Raw genomic sequence first — 16,244 nt, forward strand, 5'->3', positions numbered from 1 at the left:
CGTTGGCCGGATCGATCAGCGGATCGGCGGCGCGTACTGGATACCACCCTTGTTCCAGAGATTGTTGACGCCACGAGCGATGCCGAGCGGCGAGCCGGTGCCGACATTGCGCTCGAAGGTTTCGCCGTAATTGCCGACCGCCTTCACGATCCGCACCACCCAGTCCTTGGTGAGGCCGAGCTGTTCGCCGAGATTGCCGTCGGTGCCGAGCACCCGCTTCATCTCCGGCTTGTCCGATTTGAGCATGGTGTCGACGTTCTTCTGGGTGATGCCGAGCTCCTCGGCATTGATCATCGCAAACAGTGTCCACTTCACGATGTCGAACCACTGGTCGTCGCCGTGGCGCACCATCGGCCCCAGCGGCTCCTTGGAGATGATTTCCGGGAGCACGATGTGATCGGCAGGGTTGGCGAGCTTCAGGCGGCTGGCATAGAGCCCCGAGGCGTCGTCGGTGAAGACGTCGCAGCGTCCGGATTCATAGGCTTTGACGGCCTCGTCAATGCTGCCGAACGCGATCACCTCGTACTTCATGTTGTTGCCCTTGAAGAAGTCGGCGAGGTTCTGCTCCGTCGTGGTGCCGGTCTGCACGCAGACCGAGGCGCTGTTCAATTCCAGCGCCGAATTGACCTTGAGCGACTTCTTCACCATGAAGCCCTGCCCGTCATAATAGGTCACGCCGGTGAAATTGGCGCCGAGCGAGGTGTCGCGCGACACGGTCCAGGTGGTGTTGCGCGACAGCACGTCGATCTCGCCGGACTGCAGCGCGGTGAAGCGATCCTTCGCCGACAGCGGCACGAACTTGACCTTGGTCGGGTCGTCGAGCACCACGGCGGCAATGGCGCGGCAGACGTCGACGTCGATGCCGGTCCAGTTCCCCTTGTCGTCCGGCGCGGAGAAGCCCGGCAGGCCCTGGCTGACGCCGCAGGACAGCTGGCCCCTGTCCTTGATCGTCTTGAGGGTTTGCGCCGAGGCGGCCTGGCCCGACAGGGTGGCGGCAACGGCAAGAAAAACAGCCAGGGATGCGCATTTCATGGGCAGGGCCTTTCAGGGTCGTCCGTTGGACGTTTGCTTTGTGATCGCCTCGCGTTCGGGCCATCCCAATGATCCCTTGCAGCAAAAGATGCTGATCTGACAGTCAGTTTGACGTGCAAACCGGCCAGGCAACGGATCGTAGGTCGCGGCAGGCCCCTCAACGTGCGGCGACTGGTAGTTGCGGCGCATCACATAGCGACTGACGAGCCGGGTCAAGGGGTTGACGCATGTCTTCTACCTCTTGTTAGTAACACCTCCCGGCGTAGCCCTGTCTTCCCGACGCGGTGCGGCTGCGGCAAAAAGTCTAAAGTCTAACGGCAGCAATCCATGACCTCCTCTGACGGCTCCACGCCCTCCCGCTCGCAAGACGTCACGACCCGCCTGGTCACGGCCGGCCGCGACACCAAGGCCCAGAAGGGCTTCGTCAACCCGCCGGTGTTTCACGGCTCGACCGTGCTCTATCCGAGCGCGGAGGACCTCCACGCCCATCGCGCCGAATTTACCTATGGCCGCCACGGCACCCCGACCACCCGGGCGCTACAGGACGTGCTGATGGCGCTGGAAGGCCCGCAATGCGCCGGCGTCGGCCTCGCCCCGTCGGGACTGTCCGCGATCAGCACGACGCTGCTCGCCGTGCTGAAGGCCGGCGACCATCTGCTGGTTTGCGACAATGCCTATCGGCCGACCCGCAACGTCTGCGAAAAGCTCCTGAGGCGCTACGGCATCGAGACCAGCTATTTCGATCCGCTGATCGGCGCCGGCATCGCGGCGCTGTTCAAGCCGAACACCCGCGCCGTGCTGGTCGAGGCGCCCGGCTCGCAATCGTTCGAGATGCCCGACGTGCGCGCGATATCGGCCGTGGCGCATGCCCACGGCGCGCTGATGATCGATGACAACACATGGGCGACCCCGCTCTATCGCCGTTCGCTCGAACAAGGCATCGACATCAGCATGCAGGCCGGCACCAAATATTTCAGCGGCCACTCCGACATCATGTTCGGCACCATCGCGGCCAACGCGAAGGCCTGGCCGCTGGTCCAGGAGGCGATCGGGGTGCTCGGCGTCTGCGTCGGCCCCGATGACGTCTACCTCGCGCTGCGCGGGCTACGCACGCTGTCGGTTCGACTTGCACAGCACCACCGCTCCGGGCTCGAGATGGCGCGCTGGCTTGCGGCGCGACCCGAGGTCGAACGCGTGCTGCACCCTGCCCTCGAGACCGATCCCGCGCACGCAATCTGGAAGCGCGACTTCACCGGCGCCTCCGGCCTGTTCAGCATCGTGCTGAAGCCGGTGCCGCAGACCGCGGTCGATGCGATGCTCAACACGCTCAAGCTGTTTGGCATGGGCTTTTCGTGGGGCGGGTTCGAGAGCCTCGCCATCCCGTTCGATTGCAGCGACTATCGCACCGCGACCAAATGGTCGCCGGGCGGACCGACGCTGCGGCTGCATATCGGGCTCGAAAGCCTCGACGATCTCAAAGCCGATCTCGATCGCGGGTTTGCGGCGTTGAAGGCTGCGCGCTGATCCGTCGGCGCGGACTACACGTTAGCCGAGATTAACCACAAGCGACCGGCCGTGACGCGGCATTGCGACCCGCGTCCCGTGCATCGAGTACGCGCGATCTCCGGGATTCTGCGGAGATGTGACGGCGCCGATAAACTCGCCGTTCACCATCCCCACCAATCCCTTAATTGTCCGGACGTTCCATCAAGTTCCCTTATACTTTTGCGGCCGTAGTGATGCTCCCGGGAAGGGCTGTCGGTGCCGCAAGGACGTGACTGCCCTGAGTTAAGGGCATTCAGACAATCGCATGAAGACGGCACGCATCGTGGTCCTCGGCATCGCCGGCGTCGCAGGCCTCGCAGCCATGTATCTCGCGAGCGTTGGCGATCGCAAACCGGCGCCGGTCGCGCCGCCAGTCGCACAGCTCCCGACCGTCGAGGTGCTGGTGGCGAAGTCCGACATCGGCCTCGGCCAGTCGGTCAAAGCCGAAGACGTGCAATGGCAGCGCTGGCCCGCTGAAACCGCAAGCGCGGCGTTCATCCGTCACGACACCAATGCCAATGCCATGGCCGACGTGATCGGCTCGATCGCACGCGCTCCTTTCATCATCGGCGAACCGATCCGCGACCAGAAATTGGTCAAGGCCAATGGAAGCGGCTTCATGGCCGCGATCCTGCCGTCCGGCATGCGCGCGATCTCCACGGAAATCTCGCCGGAGACCGGCGCCGGCGGCTTCATCCTGCCGAACGACCGCGTCGATGTGATCCTGTCGCGACGCGACAAGAACCCCGATCAACAGCAGGGTAACCGCGACATCATCACCACCGAAATACTGCTGTCCAACGTCCGCGTGCTGGCGATCGACCAGGCGCCGAAAGAGAAGGACGGCAACAACTCCCTCGTCGGCAAGACCGTGACACTCGAGCTCAAGCCCGAACAGGCCGAGACGCTCGCGCGCGCCCGGCAGAGCGGCACGCTGGCGCTGGCGCTGCGCAGCATCGCCGACATCAATGAGACGATCGACGAGACCAGAGACCAGGCCCCGAAGCGGGGCGAGAGCATCAAGGTGGTGCGCTTCGGCATCCCTAGCGCTCAGACGACACAGAAGTGATGGGGGCTTCGATATGACAACGGGTGCAAAACAACTGGCGACGCGGACCACGCTGGTCCGTTCGCTGTCATTCTCGGCGGTTACCGCCCTGATGCTGATCCCGGCTCTCGCCGGCGCGACCGATCCCGACAAGAACTCGGACGTCGCAGTGACGAGCAGCATTTCCGCCAAGATGCGCTCCGTCTCGCTCGGCGTCGGCAAGTCGGTGGTGGTCGACCTGCCGCGCGAGGCCAAGGACGTCCTGGTCGCCGATCCCAAGATCGCCAACGCCGTGATCCGCTCGGCGCAGCGCGCCTATATCATCGGCGCGGCGGTCGGCCAGACCAACGTGGTGTTCTTCGACGCCGAAGGCAACCAGGTCGCGTCCTACGACATCGCCATCAAGCGCGACCTCAACGGCATGCGCGCCGCATTGAAGCAGATGCTGCCCGGCGTCCAGATCGAAGGCGTCGGCGACAGCGTGGTGCTGACCGGCACGGTGGCGAGCCCGGTCGAAGCCCAGCAGGCCGGCGACATCGCCGCGAAGCTCGTCGGCAGCGCCGAGAAGGTCGTCAATTCCATCGTGGTGCGCGGTCGCGACCAGGTGATGTTGAAAGTCACCGTCGCCGAAGTGCGCCGGGATGTCGTCAAGCAGCTCGGCGTCGATCTCAGTGCCAACATGAATTACGGCACCGCCGCGGTGGTCTTCAACAACGCCAACGCCTTCACCGCCAACAACGGACCGCTCGCGCCCAGCAACGTGCTGGCCGGTGCGGCCCTGAACAAGCTCGGCGTGCCGACCGTCACCGCGACGCTGCGCGCGATGGAAAACGCAGGCGTCGTGAAGACGCTGGCCGAGCCCAACCTCACGGCGATCTCCGGCGAGTCCGCGACCTTCGTCTCGGGCGGCGAGTTTCCAATTCCGACCGGCGTCACCTGTCAGACCACGACGTCAGGCACGATCGGCAATTGCGTCCAGACCGTCAGCTTCAAGAAGTTCGGTATCTCGCTCAACTTCACTCCCGTGGTGCTGTCCGAGGGACGCATCAGCCTGAAGGTGATGACCGAAGTGTCCGAAGTCTCGATGGACAACGCGTTGACCGGCGGCCAGGGCGGCACGACGATCCCCTCGATCAAGACCCGCCGCGCCGACACCACGCTGGAGGTGCCCTCCGGCGGCTCGATCGCGATGGCCGGATTGATCCAGGAGCAGACCAAGCAGGCCATCAACGGAATGCCGGGTGTCGATCAGATCCCGGTCCTCGGCCAGCTGTTCAGGAGCCAGGACTTCGTCAACAACGAGACCGAGCTCATGGTCATCGTGACGCCCTACGTGGTGCGCGCCGTTGCGCAGAAGGAATTGTCCCGTCCGGACGACGGATTTGCCCCGGCCTCCGACGCACAGTCGGCGCTGCTGGCGCGCGTCAATCGCATCTACGGCGTTGCCGCCCGTGCCGAGCCGATCGGCGCCACGCCGGTCAATTTCGGCTTCATCATCGACTGAGGCGCGAACCTGAAGGGTTGGGGGATCCTATGATGATACGCAACACACAAGCCGGATATACGAGGTCGCTGTCGCTCTGCGGCGCACTCGTCGCCACGGCGATCGCGCTCGGCGGCTGCAATCTGACCGGCGACAATCTTGCCACCGGCACCGTACCCGACGACTACCGGCAACGGCATCCGATCGCGATCACCGAGGGTGAGCAGTCGATCGTCGTGTTCGTGGGCCATGCCCGCGGCAATCTCACCGAAACGCAGCGCGACGACGTGATGGGGCTGGCCCGCACCTGGCGCCGTGAAGGCACCGGCGCGATCGCGATCGATGTGCCGGCCGACACCTCGAACACGCGCTCGACGCAGGCGGTGTACCAGGAGATCCGCGGCGTGCTGGCGTCGATGGGCGTGCCTGCGCACGCCATCACCCGGCGGTCCTATCACGCCGACGACCCGCGCGCGCTCCCGACCATTCGCCTCAGCTATCCGAAGATGGCCGCGGTCGCCGGACCCTGCGGCGTGTGGCCGAGCGACCTTGGTCCCTCGATCTACAATCCCGGTTACAGCGAGAACAAGCAGTACGAGAATTTCGGCTGCGCCACGCAACGCAACCTCGCCGCGATGGTCGCCAATCCGTCCGACCTCGAACAGCCGCGGACCGAGACCGCCGCCTACACGCCGCGCCGGTCGATCGCATTCCAGAAATACCGCAAGGGTGAGTCGACCGCGACCACCTACCCCGAAGCCGATAGAGCGAAACTGAGCGACGCCGGGAAATGACCGAACAGCAGGACGAACCGCAGCACGCCCACGACCACATCGCGCCGGCACCGCGGATTTCCGTGCAGGCCTTCTGCGCCAGCGTCGCGACGGCCACGACCGCGCGCGCCGCCGCCGAAGACCGCCGGCTGGCCAAGGCTCACCTCTCCGTCCACATGGGCGGCATCGCAGCGGCGATCGACACCTATCACAAGGCACCGACGCCCAACGTCATCATGCTGGAGACCGAGCCGGACAACGATTTCCTCGCCGGTCTCGACGAACTCGCCACGGTCTGCGATCCCGGCACCCGCGTTGTCGTGCTCGGCACGCCGGGCGAAGCTGCGCCGTATCGCGAATTGGTCCGGCGCGGCGTCAACGACTACGTCATCGGGCCGGTCAAGGTGCTCGACATCGTCCGCTCGATCTGCAGCCTGTTCTCGTCCTCGGAAGCGGTCTCGGTCGGTCGCCTGATCGCGGTCGCGGGCGCCAAGGGTGGCGTCGGCGCCTCGACCATCGCCCATAATGTCGCCTGGACCATCGCGCGCGACCTCGGGCTGGATTCGGTCGTGGTGGATCTCGACCTCGCCTTCGGCACCGCCGGGCTCGACTACAACCAGGATCCGACACAGGGCATCGCCAACGCGGTGTTCGCACCCGAGCGTCCGGACAGCGCCTTCATGGAACGCCTGCTGGCAAAGTGCGGCGACCATCTCAGCCTGCTGGCGGCCCCGGCCACCCTCGACCAGGTCTATGATTTCGGCGCCGAGGCGTTCGATGCCATCTTCGACACGATGCGCATGACCACGTCCTGCATCGTGCTCGACGTCCCGCATCAATGGACCGCCTGGACCAAACGCGTGCTGGTCGGCGCCGACGATATCCTGATCGTCGCCGAGCCCGACCTTGCCAACATGCGCAACACCAAGAACATGATGAACTTGCTCCGGACCGCGCGTCCCAATGACCGGCCGCCGCTCTACTGCCTGAACCAGGTCGGCATGTCGAAGCGCCCCGAGATCGAGGTCAAGGATTTCGCCAAGACGATCGAGAGCCAGCCGATCGCGTCCATTCCGTTCGATTGCAGGCTGTTCGGCGAAGCCGCCAACAACGGCCAGATGATCGCGGAAGTCTCCGCGCGTCATCGCACCACAAAGACGTTCCTGCGGATCGCGCAGCGCCTCACCGGCCGTCCCGATCTCGCCGAGGCCCGCGAGTCGTTCCTGTCGCCGATCCTCAAGAAGCTGCAGTCGCGTCGGAACGACGGCCGCCGCGCTGCCGGCTAGCAGCCGTCCTGATTTCGCGTGAAGACGCTCTAGTCGCGGCGGCTGGCCGCGACCGGGATCTTGTCAGAATCGGTCCGGCTCGCATCCCTGCGCGCCAACAGCCGCTTCAGCGCGGCAACGTTCGCTGAGCCCTGCTCCGGCGGCAAATCGGCCTTCATGATGGTCTCAGCTTCGGCCTGGCGGCCCTGCAGGCCGACCACGACGGCGAGATTGGTCCGCACCCGCATGTCCCCGGGTGCGCGCTCCCGGGCGCGGCGCAGCGTCTCCTCGGCCTTCGGCAGGTCCTTCGACAGCAGATAGGACAGGCCGAGATTGGAGAGCACCGACGGATCGTCGGGCACGATCTTCAGCGCGCTCGAATAATACTGGCGGGCCTCGTCATGGCGATCGAGTTGATCGAGCACGGCGCCCTGCGCGGACAGGATGCGCCAGTCCGGGTCTTCCGGGGTGTGGGCGCGTCCGAGCACGTCGAATGCCTGCTGGAAATTGCCGTTGTCGGCGAGCGCCCGTCCATAGCTCGCGAGCAGCGCCTTGTTGCTGGGCTGTGCCAGTACGGCCTGCTCCATGACCGCGACGGCCTGTGCCCGCTGGCCGGTGGCGCGCAGCGCCCGGGCGTATTTCAGCGCGGCGTCGGTGTCTTTCGGGTTGGCCCGGACACGCTCGTGGTAGGTTGCGATGTCGCTCCGGGGATCGGCCGGGGCCGGCGTGGCCTCCGCCGTATCGCCCAATGACCCGGTGATGTCGGATGGCCCCGAGGTCTGACAGGCGGATAGGCCAATCAGCAGGATGACGGCAGATACCGAGCCGGCGAGATGGCGCACGCGGCCTGGAGGTCGGGGTAGTTTCTCGGACATCAATGAGACTCGGAACAGCGAAGGTTCCGGGATGCTCACAGCTTAACCCTAAGTTCCGGTTAAGGATGCCATCATCTCGCCGTCATCCGGCCCAGAAGCGGTGCCGGACGCCTGGCGGGAAGTCAGCCTGGCCGCTGGCTCAGTCGACGAACTGGGCGCCGAATTCGTGCCCGATCCGCCAAGCCAGACGGCACTGCCGCGGGCTGCCACTCGAGAGGATGATGGTGAATTCCGGCGGAATCTCGAGATATTCGGCGATCACCTTGACGCCACCCGCCGAGATGTCGGTAATCATGCAGTCACGTGGCAACGACCCCGTGCCCAATTGAATTTTTGCGACGCTCCGGCACTCGCGGCGTTCGCTCTTGCGGCGATTCACAAACATTCTGATCCCCACGCCTTTCTGGGCAACTTCTTGGCTGGACAGCTTTCTCGTTCCTACCGTCATAGCCGGGAAAGATTGGAAACTGCCTAGCGGAACCAATCGCAATTTAGCGGTCCCGTTCGAGAATCATTTACCGGGCGTACCCGTCGCCATCCCGTGTGGAACCAGGCGCTTGGCCAAAGGATTGAAGGAGTTCCGATCCGACCATGGCTGCATCATGAGGCAGCCCCGATCGTTCCGATCGCCTTCCGCAACCGGTTTCAACGAGAACAAAAAGGGGTTGATATCGGGTCAGTTGGCTCTATAGCGTGATCCCTTCGACTCGAATTCGCCGGGATATCCAGGAAGTATGGGAAGTCTAGTTCTGCTTGATCTGATGGGGGGCGTCGCCCTCCTGCTGTGGGGCCTGCACATGGTCCACAGCGGGATTCTGCGTGCCTTCGGGCCCGATTTGCGGCTGTTGCTGGCGAGGGCGCTGAGCAACCGGTTCACCGCCCTTGGCGCCGGCCTCGGTCTGACTGCCCTGCTCCAGAGCTCGACCGCGACCGCCCTGATCACCAGTTCCTTCGCGACCGAGGAGATCGTGAGCCTGGTGCCGGCGCTCGCGATCATGCTCGGCGCCAATATCGGCACCACGCTGATCGTGCAGGTGCTGTCGTTCAACATCGCAGCCGTAGCGCCGGTGCTGTTCATCACAGGCCTCGTCGCATTCCGCAGCGGGCCGCGCTCCCGGATCAAGGATCTCGGCCGCGTCTCGATCGGCCTCGGCCTCATGCTGCTCGCGCTGCACATCCTGCTCGATACGATGGCGCCCGCCGAGAATGCCCCGGGCGTGCGCGTGTTCCTTGGCGCGATCACCGGCGATCCCGTGCTCTGCATCCTGATCGGCGCTGTCGTCACCTGGCTGGTCCACTCCAGCGTCGCCAGCGTGCTGCTGGTGATGTCGCTGGCCTACTCCCAATTCATCTCGCCCTATGCCGCGTTCGCGCTCGTGCTCGGTGCCAACCTCGGCAGCGCCATCAATCCATTGATCGAAGGCGCTCGGCGCGACAATCCGGCAAGCTACCGGCTGCCGGTCGGCAACCTCGTCAACCGCGTCGTCGGCATCCTGCTGGTGGCGCCGTTCCTGCGCCCGATCACGGAGACCATCTACGCCTGGCAGCCCGATCTCGCCAAGGCGACCGCGCTGTTCCACATTGCGTTCAACGTTGCGACTGCGCTGCTGTTCATCGGCGTGCTCGACCACATGGCGCGTTTGCTGGAGCGTTTGTTGCCGAAGCGGGCACAGGAGACCGATCCATCTCGCCCGCGCTATCTCGACGAGAGTGCACTGGAGACGCCGTCGCTCGCGCTGGCCGATGCGGCCCGCGAGGTGCTGCATATGGGCGACCACACCGAGGCGATGCTGCGCAAGGTCATGACGGCGATGATGACCAATGATCGCGCCATCGTCGACCAGGTCTCGAAGATGGACAACACCGTCGACCATCTGAACGAGGCGATCAAGCTCTACGTCACCAAACTCACCCGCGGCAGCCTCGACGAGCGCGAGGGGCAGCGCGCCATGGAGATCGTTTCGTTCGCGATCAATCTCGAGCATATCGGCGACATCGTCGACAAGAATCTGAGCGAGCTCGCGACCAAGAAGATCAAGCACCGCCTGCAATTCTCTGCCGAAGGTGCCGAGGAATTGTCGGCATTCCACAAGCGCACGATCGACTCGCTGCGGATGGCGTTCGGCGTCTTCATGTCAGGCGACGCCAACGAGGCGCGCAAGCTGCTTACCGAGAAGGCTGCGCTGCGCGCGGCTGAATTGGCCGCCGTCGAGCGCCATCTGGAGCGCCTGCGCGAAGGCCGACCCGAGACCATCGAGACCACATCGCTGCATCTCGACGTGCTGCGCGACCTTCGCCGCATCCATTCGCACATCTGCTCGGTCGCCTATCCCGTGCTTGATGCCGCCGGCGAGACCGCCGCTGATCGTGAGAATGCGGTCGACGCAGCCGAGCTTCCTGCACACGGGCGGCTTTAATCGAACGCGCCTTCGAAGGTTACGTCGGCGGCCCGTGTTCGGAGCCAGGCTGCCGCCGCGGAAACGCGGAGGCCGCAGCGAGTTGGTCGATGCTGTCCCGCTGGCGATCGAAAGCTCCAAGGAGTTCGCCTTGCAGCAGCCGGCCGCCTGACAATTTCATCCGAAGCGGATCGACGTTGCGGCCGTTGATCCGCACCTCATAATAGAGATGCGGACCGGTCGAGAGGCCTGTCGATCCGACATAGGCAATCGTCTCGCCCTGACGAACACGGTCGCCGATCTTCAGTCCGGGCGGGAAGCTCGCAACATGGGCATAGGTCGTCTCGTAGCCACGATCGTGACGCACGCGGATGTATTTCCCATAGCCGCGTTCGTACCCTTCGGTCTCGACGACGCCGGCGCCCGCAGCCGCGATCGGCGAGCCGTAGGGCGCGGCAAAATCGACGCCTTCATGGAAGCGGCGGTCGCCAAGGATCGGATGAATCCGCCAGCCGAAGCCGTCGCCGAGGCGCCCGCTGACGACCGGCTTGCGCAATAGGAATTTGGTAATGGACTGGCCGCTCTCATCATAGAAATCAGAGCTGCCGTCGTCCGGTGCAGTGAAGCGATAGTACCGGCGGGTCTGCCCGCGCACCGTCAAGTCGATGAAGACCAGCTCGGGCTGGCCAATGTCGTTGGGAGCGTAGATGATCTCGGCCACGTCGGCGTCGCCGAGCGGCTCGTCGAGGTCGAAATCGCGGCCGCACAGGCGCATCAATTCGGCAACGATCCCCTCGTCGACGTGATTGGAGCGTGCAAGCGCGTTAAGCCCATCTCGTAGCGTTTCGCCGGGGACGGCGTGTGCGTCGATCGACTGACGCAACGCACTCTCGCTCCGCGAGGAGCTGCCAGGCTGCTCCGGCGCGATCGCCTGATATTCGCCGCCATCGGTGCGACCGACCGCCGTCACGCTGGAGTCCGCCCGTTCGATCGACACTTTTGCGACGTGACCACGTGGCGAACCGGCCTCTCCGCTCTGCTCGACGATCGTGATCTTCTCGCCGCCGGACAGGGCCGCTTGCGTGCCAGGCGACGGGAAAGCGGCAAGAACGGCTGGCGCGTCCTCCGCAGCCGCGGTCAACGCCCGCAGAATGGCAGACAGCGTGTCACCGGCTCTCGCGATAATGACGTGTCGTTGGTGGCGCGACGACACGGGAGACTTCGGCAGGCTGGTTACGTTGACGGCGTCACCGATCGAAGAAGGCGGCTGCGGCATGGCTTCATCAGCAGCATAAGCGCTGGTGCCGCCCGGCAGCCCGCGGCGGGATGGACCGGCCCGGATGATGGGCGGCAACTCCGACAGCGCAGCGCTTGGCGAGTTTGCTCGCTGCTGGTCCTTGCTGTCTCCCGGTGCATCGCGATGGTCCGGTTGTGGCTGGGGGGCGATCTCCGCGAGTCGGGCTGACACCCGCGTGAATGGACGGACCGAACCCGTATCGCTCAACTGCTCGATCTTGAGCGCGGTGGAATTGCCTTGCGAGTCGTGCCTCCGATCCAGACGATCGCCACGCCGCGCTTCGTCAACCACCTGCCCCGCAAAGCGCGGCAGCGAAACGACCGGGGATGCTGCGAACCGCGTGCGATAGCCGAACGCGCCGCGAAGCGCGCCACCAAGGAGAACGAGGGCGGCGGTCCCGATCAGAACCGTCCCCGCGATCCAGCGGATGTTGACCGCGCGCCGGTCCGGCACACCGCCCTCGCCGGTCAGCGGCGGCGCGTCAGGCAGCGGAACATCGCGGACAATAGATCGATAACCACCCGCTTTGGTCGCTTCGCCACGGCTGGTCATCAACGCCCCTCATGCTATGGCGCATGATCTCAGGATGCCGCCACGCCAACGACAAGGCGTAGATGCCATACGCCTTAAGGCGAATGTTTGACCGCCGTTCAGATTCGGTCGCAATTGATGCCGAGCTGAACTCGATGCTGGAATTTATCGAAATTGCAGGAAGCCCAGCGTACCGCTCGCCGCGCGGCGACCGCTGGGATCAGTTCTCGAGCGTCTTCGACCCGCGTCCGCGGTTCTTCAGGATCAGCATGATGTTGCGGATGTAGATCAGCGTCGCGAGACCCTGCCCGATGATGATGACCGGCTCACGCTTGGCGAGCCCGTAGATCAGCGTCATCAAGCCGCCGCCCATCGAGAAGAACCAGAACGCCATCGGCACCACGCTCTGGCCGGCGCGCTCGCTGGAAATCCACTGCACCAGGAAACGCGCGGTGAACAACAGTTGCGCGACGAGGCCGAACGCCAACCAGAAATCGAACTTGGCGACGAACGTGTCGTAAAAATAGGCGCTCAGCGCCTGGCCAAACTGAATCAGCATCACTTCACCTCGGTAGCGACCGGCGCTTCGGCGACATCAGTCACCTCAGTGACGACCGGCGTCGGCTTCTTGCGGCGGATCAGCCACCACACGCCGGCAAGATCCATGATCCCGATCCAGAGCCGGTCGAAGAATCCGTAGTTCGACACACCGGAATGGCGCGGGCGGTCGACGACATCGACATAGGCAATCGCGAGCCCCTCGCGGCGGACCAGCGCCGGAAGGAAACGATGCAGCCCGTCGAAATAGGGCATCGCCAAAAACACCTCGCGCGGAAACGCCTTCAGGCCGCACCCGGTGTCGCGGGTGCCGTCGCGCAGGATGATCCCGCGCACCGCATTGGCAATGCGCGATTGCAACTTCTTGAAACCGGTGTCCTTGCGCCCCACGCGCTGGCCTGCGGCGAGGCCGACCCGGCCATTGCCGCTTTCGATCGCCGCGATCAGGTCCGGCAGGAAGGCCGGATTGTTCTGACCGTCCCCATCGAGCGTTGCCACGATCACGCCGCGCGCGGCGCGCACGCCACTGCGCACGGCGGCCGACTGGCCCGAAGAGACGGTGTGGCGGAGTTGCCGGAGATTGGGCCGCTGGGCCATGATCGCGCCCAGCCGCTCGCCGGTCGTATCCGTCGAGCCGTCATTGACGTAGACGATCTCGTAGGCCCAGCGTCCGTCGAGCGCAGCCGCGATCTCGGTGATCAGCGGCGCGATATTGTCCGCCTCGTTGCGCACAGGCACGACGATGGAAACGGCGACCGGCGTCTGGTCGGAAGCAGGCAAATCGGCACTCGTGGTTGGTGTTGTCAGTGGCTGGAACCCGCCCGATCCGGCCATCGGGCGACCGCTTTTATGGGGCGAATGCGCTCCCCGCAACCCCTTTAAGGCGCCCTTCCGACGGTCCCGGCAGCGCCACAACGGTCCCATCGCGATCAATGGCGAAACCAAGGCGGCGGGCCGCGAACCAGTAGCGCACGATCATTGCGCCGATCACGCCGACCAGCGCGCCCGCCACCACGTCGCTCGGGTGATGAGCCAGCAGTACCAGCCGTGTCGCGATGATGATCAGCGCATAGACCAGCATCACGCCCCGTGCCCGCGGCCATACTGCCGACACGGCGAAGGCCAGCGCGAACGCAGTGATCGAATGTCCCGACGGAAAGCTCGAATAGGCCTCGGTGCCGGCGAAATGCTGGAAGTTGAACGCGTTGGCCTTGCCGCCGACAAAAGGCCGCCCGCGGCCGACGATCCACTTGATCAGTTCACCGACCGCGACCGACAGCACGATCGACAGGAACAGGTACTGCAGCCGCGTTCCGAGGCCGAGCAACGTCGCGCGCGGCACACCGCGCAGTGCAGGCGCCGCCAACGCCACCGCAATCAGCAGCAGGCCGAGCGCGCTCAGCACATACTCGTCCTTGCCGAAATCGGTGAGCACTTTCACCCACCAGAGACCCGGGGTACCGCGTGGTGGCATCAGGCTGATCTCTGCGACATCGACCACATACATCAGCGTGACGATCACGCCGCCGACGATGACGACGAGCAACAATGCGTGGCGCGCGGAGCGTCGCGCCGCCTCGGCCCGGCGCGAATGCGACGGCGCGCGCACCAGCTGGGCAAAGGACAGCCAGACCAGCGTCAGCAATCGTCCGAAATAATTGGCGGAGTCCGGAATGGCGGGCGGCGCCGGCATGTCACTCCGTTCCTTCGGAACGGAAGACCGCAATCGAGACCGCCTTGCCCTGCGAGATGTTGTAGCCCTCGATCCGCACCGGCGCGTTGTAGCGCAGGCCGATGGCCTCGGCGCGCTGCACGAAGGCGCGCTCCGAGCGCTGTTCGATCAGCGCGAAGCGGCAGGAGCCCTGCCCGAGGAAATCCGCGGCACCCGATCCGTCGGTGAGCAGCGTCGAGGTATCGGTCATGAAGACGAGGCTCGGTTCATGGAAGCCGGCGGCCGCCGCCTTCGGGCCGACGCAGGTCACGTTGCGCAGGGCGCGCGCGACCTCCTGGCTCGGAAACACCGTGGTGAGCCGCGGCAGCACCACGCCATAGGTTGCTCCCGCCATCAACGCCGCGGCGATCACCGCATTGAGCAGCGACCGCTCGGCACGGCTGTCCTCGAACATCCACCACGCGATCAGGCCGAACACCATCGCCACGGCGAACAGCGGCCAGGCCGGAAACAGCGGCTGATGGATCGCCTTGATCGCGCCGACGATCACCAGCACCGCGCCGAACGCGGGGATCGCAAACCACCAGGCGGCGGCGCGCAACAACCAGGGAGAGCGTGACAGCACCCGCCGCTCCAGCGCGCCCACGGTCAGGATCGCGATCGCCGGATAGAGCGGCAGCACGTAATGCGGTAGCTTGGTCAGCACCGCCTCGAACACGATCCAGGACGGGATCAGCCAGGCCAGCAGGAACTGGGCGCCGGGCTCACGGCGCGCGCGCCAGATCGCAGGCGCCGCCATGCCGGCGAGCGGTGCGCCGGGCCAGAACGTGATCCAGAACAGCAGCAGATAGAGCCCGGGCGGCGCGCCGTGGGATTCCTGCGCGCCGAGCTTGCTCAGCATGTCGCCGCCGACCGAGTCGGCAAAGAAGGCGTCACCCGCGCGCAGGAAGATCAGCACGAACCATGGCAGCACCAGCACCAGGGTCCACATCAGACCCCAGACCGGGCGCATGCGCCAGAACCAGGCCGCCGAGCGATCGAGTATCGCAACCCCGGCCATCGCGAGGCCGACGAACATCAGGATCAGCGGCCCCTTGAGCAGGATGCCGACCGCGAGCGCCGTCCAGAAGACCGCCGGCGGGCCCCATGATGGATGCGCCGGATCCTCGCCGCGCTGCCAGGAGATGTAGACTCGCGCCATCGCACCCATCGCGGCGGTGACCGTCAGCAGCAGCATCGCGTCGGTCTTGGCCAATCGCGCCTCGACCCCGAGCAGCACGCAGCTTGCCATCATCAAGGCGGCCAGCACCGCGCCCTGTCGTGTCACGAAGGCGAGCGCCGTCCAATAGGTGAGTAACACCGCGCCGATCGCCCCGATCAGGGACGGCAAGCGGTAGACCCAGATGCGGACCTGGGCGCGCGGCACCCCGAGCGCGGAGACGGTCTTCAGCGCCGCCGCCTGCATCCAGTAGATGCCGACCGGCTTCTTGTAGCGGACGTCGTCCTGGAAGCGGATGTCGACGAAGTCGCCGCTCTCGACCATCTGTTTAGTCGCCTGGGCAAAGCGGACCTCGTCGCGGTCGATCGGCGGGATGGTGAAGAAGCCCGGCAGGAACAGGACAAGACAGGTCAGCGTCAGGAACAGGATCGAACGCCATTGGCTGGCCGTTGCGAACTCGAACGCCATGAACAGCCTGCGGCTGGAATGCGCAGGTTTTACAGACTGTTGCCCTGCTCCGAAGCGCCGGGGTTGGAGGCTATCCACCATG

The 16,244-nt window shown here is 65.2% G+C and carries 14 protein-coding genes; 6 read left to right on the forward strand and 8 right to left on the reverse strand.

All coding sequences use genetic code 11. The features are described from left to right. Positions 1-15: 15 nt before the first annotated feature. Positions 16-1,032, reverse strand: a complete 1,017-nt coding sequence (locus H8A95_RS04995; protein WP_229182186.1) for an amino acid ABC transporter substrate-binding protein — start codon at positions 1,030-1,032, stop codon at positions 16-18. 327 nt (positions 1,033-1,359) lie between these two features. Here H8A95_RS04995 and metC point away from each other — a divergent pair, with 327 nt between their 5' ends. From metC to H8A95_RS05020, 5 genes are all read left to right on the forward strand, one after another. Further along, a complete protein-coding gene (gene metC / locus H8A95_RS05000) occupies positions 1,360-2,556 on the forward strand; it encodes a cystathionine beta-lyase (RefSeq protein WP_229182187.1) in 1,197 nt (398 codons plus the stop codon). A 286-nt stretch (positions 2,557-2,842) separates the two neighbouring features. Further along, positions 2,843-3,646 carry a Flp pilus assembly protein CpaB gene (gene cpaB / locus H8A95_RS05005; RefSeq protein WP_229182188.1) on the forward strand — a complete coding sequence of 268 codons (804 nt, stop codon included), beginning with the start codon at positions 2,843-2,845 and terminating at the stop codon, positions 3,644-3,646. A gap of 13 nt (positions 3,647-3,659) precedes the next feature. Then, positions 3,660-5,129, forward strand: a complete 1,470-nt coding sequence (locus H8A95_RS05010) for a type II and III secretion system protein family protein (protein ID WP_229182189.1) — start codon at positions 3,660-3,662, stop codon at positions 5,127-5,129. A 29-nt stretch (positions 5,130-5,158) separates the two neighbouring features. After that, complete coding sequence (locus H8A95_RS05015; RefSeq protein WP_229182190.1) at positions 5,159-5,902, forward strand: CpaD family pilus assembly protein; 744 nt, start codon at positions 5,159-5,161, stop codon at positions 5,900-5,902. After that, on the forward strand, positions 5,899-7,167 hold the full coding sequence (locus tag H8A95_RS05020) for a CpaE/TadZ family protein (RefSeq protein ID WP_229182191.1): 1,269 nt from the start codon (positions 5,899-5,901) through the stop codon (positions 7,165-7,167). Before H8A95_RS05015 ends, H8A95_RS05020 begins: the two co-directional genes overlap by 4 nt. 29 nt (positions 7,168-7,196) lie before the next feature. Here the strand turns inward: H8A95_RS05020 and H8A95_RS05025 are convergent, their stop codons facing one another. Together H8A95_RS05025 and H8A95_RS05030 are read right to left on the reverse strand one after the other, a co-directional pair. After that, positions 7,197-8,021, reverse strand: a complete 825-nt coding sequence (locus tag H8A95_RS05025) for a tetratricopeptide repeat protein (RefSeq protein ID WP_229182192.1) — start codon at positions 8,019-8,021, stop codon at positions 7,197-7,199. Between the two features lie 139 nt (positions 8,022-8,160). Then, positions 8,161-8,406: a PilZ domain-containing protein gene (locus tag H8A95_RS05030; protein WP_021079298.1), complete on the reverse strand. Its 246-nt coding sequence runs from the start codon at positions 8,404-8,406 to the stop codon at positions 8,161-8,163. 349 nt (positions 8,407-8,755) lie between these two features. Here H8A95_RS05030 and H8A95_RS05035 point away from each other — a divergent pair, with 349 nt between their 5' ends. Then, entirely contained in the window at positions 8,756-10,438 is a 1,683-nt protein-coding gene (locus H8A95_RS05035; RefSeq protein WP_229182193.1) for a Na/Pi cotransporter family protein, read from the forward strand. Positions 10,439-10,457: 19 nt separating this feature from the next. Here the strand turns inward: H8A95_RS05035 and H8A95_RS05040 are convergent, their stop codons facing one another. The 5 genes from H8A95_RS05040 to H8A95_RS05060 form a co-directional block, all read right to left on the reverse strand. Further along, complete coding sequence (locus H8A95_RS05040; RefSeq protein WP_229182194.1) at positions 10,458-12,266, reverse strand: M23 family metallopeptidase; 1,809 nt, start codon at positions 12,264-12,266, stop codon at positions 10,458-10,460. A gap of 199 nt (positions 12,267-12,465) precedes the next feature. Continuing rightward, positions 12,466-12,804 (reverse strand): lipid-A-disaccharide synthase N-terminal domain-containing protein, encoded by a 339-nt coding sequence (locus H8A95_RS05045; protein ID WP_163150535.1) that lies wholly within the window; start codon positions 12,802-12,804, stop codon positions 12,466-12,468. Then, entirely contained in the window at positions 12,804-13,583 is a 780-nt protein-coding gene (locus H8A95_RS05050) for a glycosyltransferase family 2 protein (RefSeq protein ID WP_229182195.1), read from the reverse strand. Before H8A95_RS05050 ends, H8A95_RS05045 begins: the two co-directional genes overlap by 1 nt. A 67-nt stretch (positions 13,584-13,650) precedes the next feature. After that, positions 13,651-14,496, reverse strand: a complete 846-nt coding sequence (locus H8A95_RS05055) for a phosphatase PAP2 family protein (RefSeq protein ID WP_229182196.1) — start codon at positions 14,494-14,496, stop codon at positions 13,651-13,653. 1 nt (position 14,497) lies between these two features. Beyond that, on the reverse strand, positions 14,498-16,243 hold the full coding sequence (locus H8A95_RS05060) for an ArnT family glycosyltransferase (protein WP_229182197.1): 1,746 nt from the start codon (positions 16,241-16,243) through the stop codon (positions 14,498-14,500). Position 16,244: the final 1 nt, after the last annotated feature.

Origin of the sequence: Bradyrhizobium oropedii, from assembly GCF_020889685.1 — a bacterium.
Taxonomy (GTDB): Bacteria; Pseudomonadota; Alphaproteobacteria; order Rhizobiales; family Xanthobacteraceae; genus Bradyrhizobium; species Bradyrhizobium oropedii.

Bases quoted from the DNA above. Each gene is read 5' to 3' on its own strand.
- H8A95_RS04995 (WP_229182186.1), bottom strand. From the start codon at position 1,032: ATGAAATGCGCATCCCTGGCTGTTTTTCTTGCCGTTGCCGCCACCCTG.
- metC (WP_229182187.1), top strand. From the start codon at position 1,360: ATGACCTCCTCTGACGGCTCCACGCCCTCCCGCTCGCAAGACGTCACG.
- cpaB (WP_229182188.1), top strand. From the start codon at position 2,843: ATGAAGACGGCACGCATCGTGGTCCTCGGCATCGCCGGCGTCGCAGGC.
- H8A95_RS05010 (WP_229182189.1), top strand. From the start codon at position 3,660: ATGACAACGGGTGCAAAACAACTGGCGACGCGGACCACGCTGGTCCGT.
- H8A95_RS05015 (WP_229182190.1), top strand. From the start codon at position 5,159: ATGATGATACGCAACACACAAGCCGGATATACGAGGTCGCTGTCGCTC.
- H8A95_RS05020 (WP_229182191.1), top strand. From the start codon at position 5,899: ATGACCGAACAGCAGGACGAACCGCAGCACGCCCACGACCACATCGCG.
- H8A95_RS05025 (WP_229182192.1), bottom strand. From the start codon at position 8,021: ATGTCCGAGAAACTACCCCGACCTCCAGGCCGCGTGCGCCATCTCGCC.
- H8A95_RS05030 (WP_021079298.1), bottom strand. From the start codon at position 8,406: ATGTTTGTGAATCGCCGCAAGAGCGAACGCCGCGAGTGCCGGAGCGTC.
- H8A95_RS05035 (WP_229182193.1), top strand. From the start codon at position 8,756: ATGGGAAGTCTAGTTCTGCTTGATCTGATGGGGGGCGTCGCCCTCCTG.
- H8A95_RS05040 (WP_229182194.1), bottom strand. From the start codon at position 12,266: ATGACCAGCCGTGGCGAAGCGACCAAAGCGGGTGGTTATCGATCTATT.
- H8A95_RS05045 (WP_163150535.1), bottom strand. From the start codon at position 12,804: ATGCTGATTCAGTTTGGCCAGGCGCTGAGCGCCTATTTTTACGACACG.
- H8A95_RS05055 (WP_229182196.1), bottom strand. From the start codon at position 14,496: ATGCCGGCGCCGCCCGCCATTCCGGACTCCGCCAATTATTTCGGACGA.
- H8A95_RS05060 (WP_229182197.1), bottom strand. From the start codon at position 16,243: ATGGTGGATAGCCTCCAACCCCGGCGCTTCGGAGCAGGGCAACAGTCT.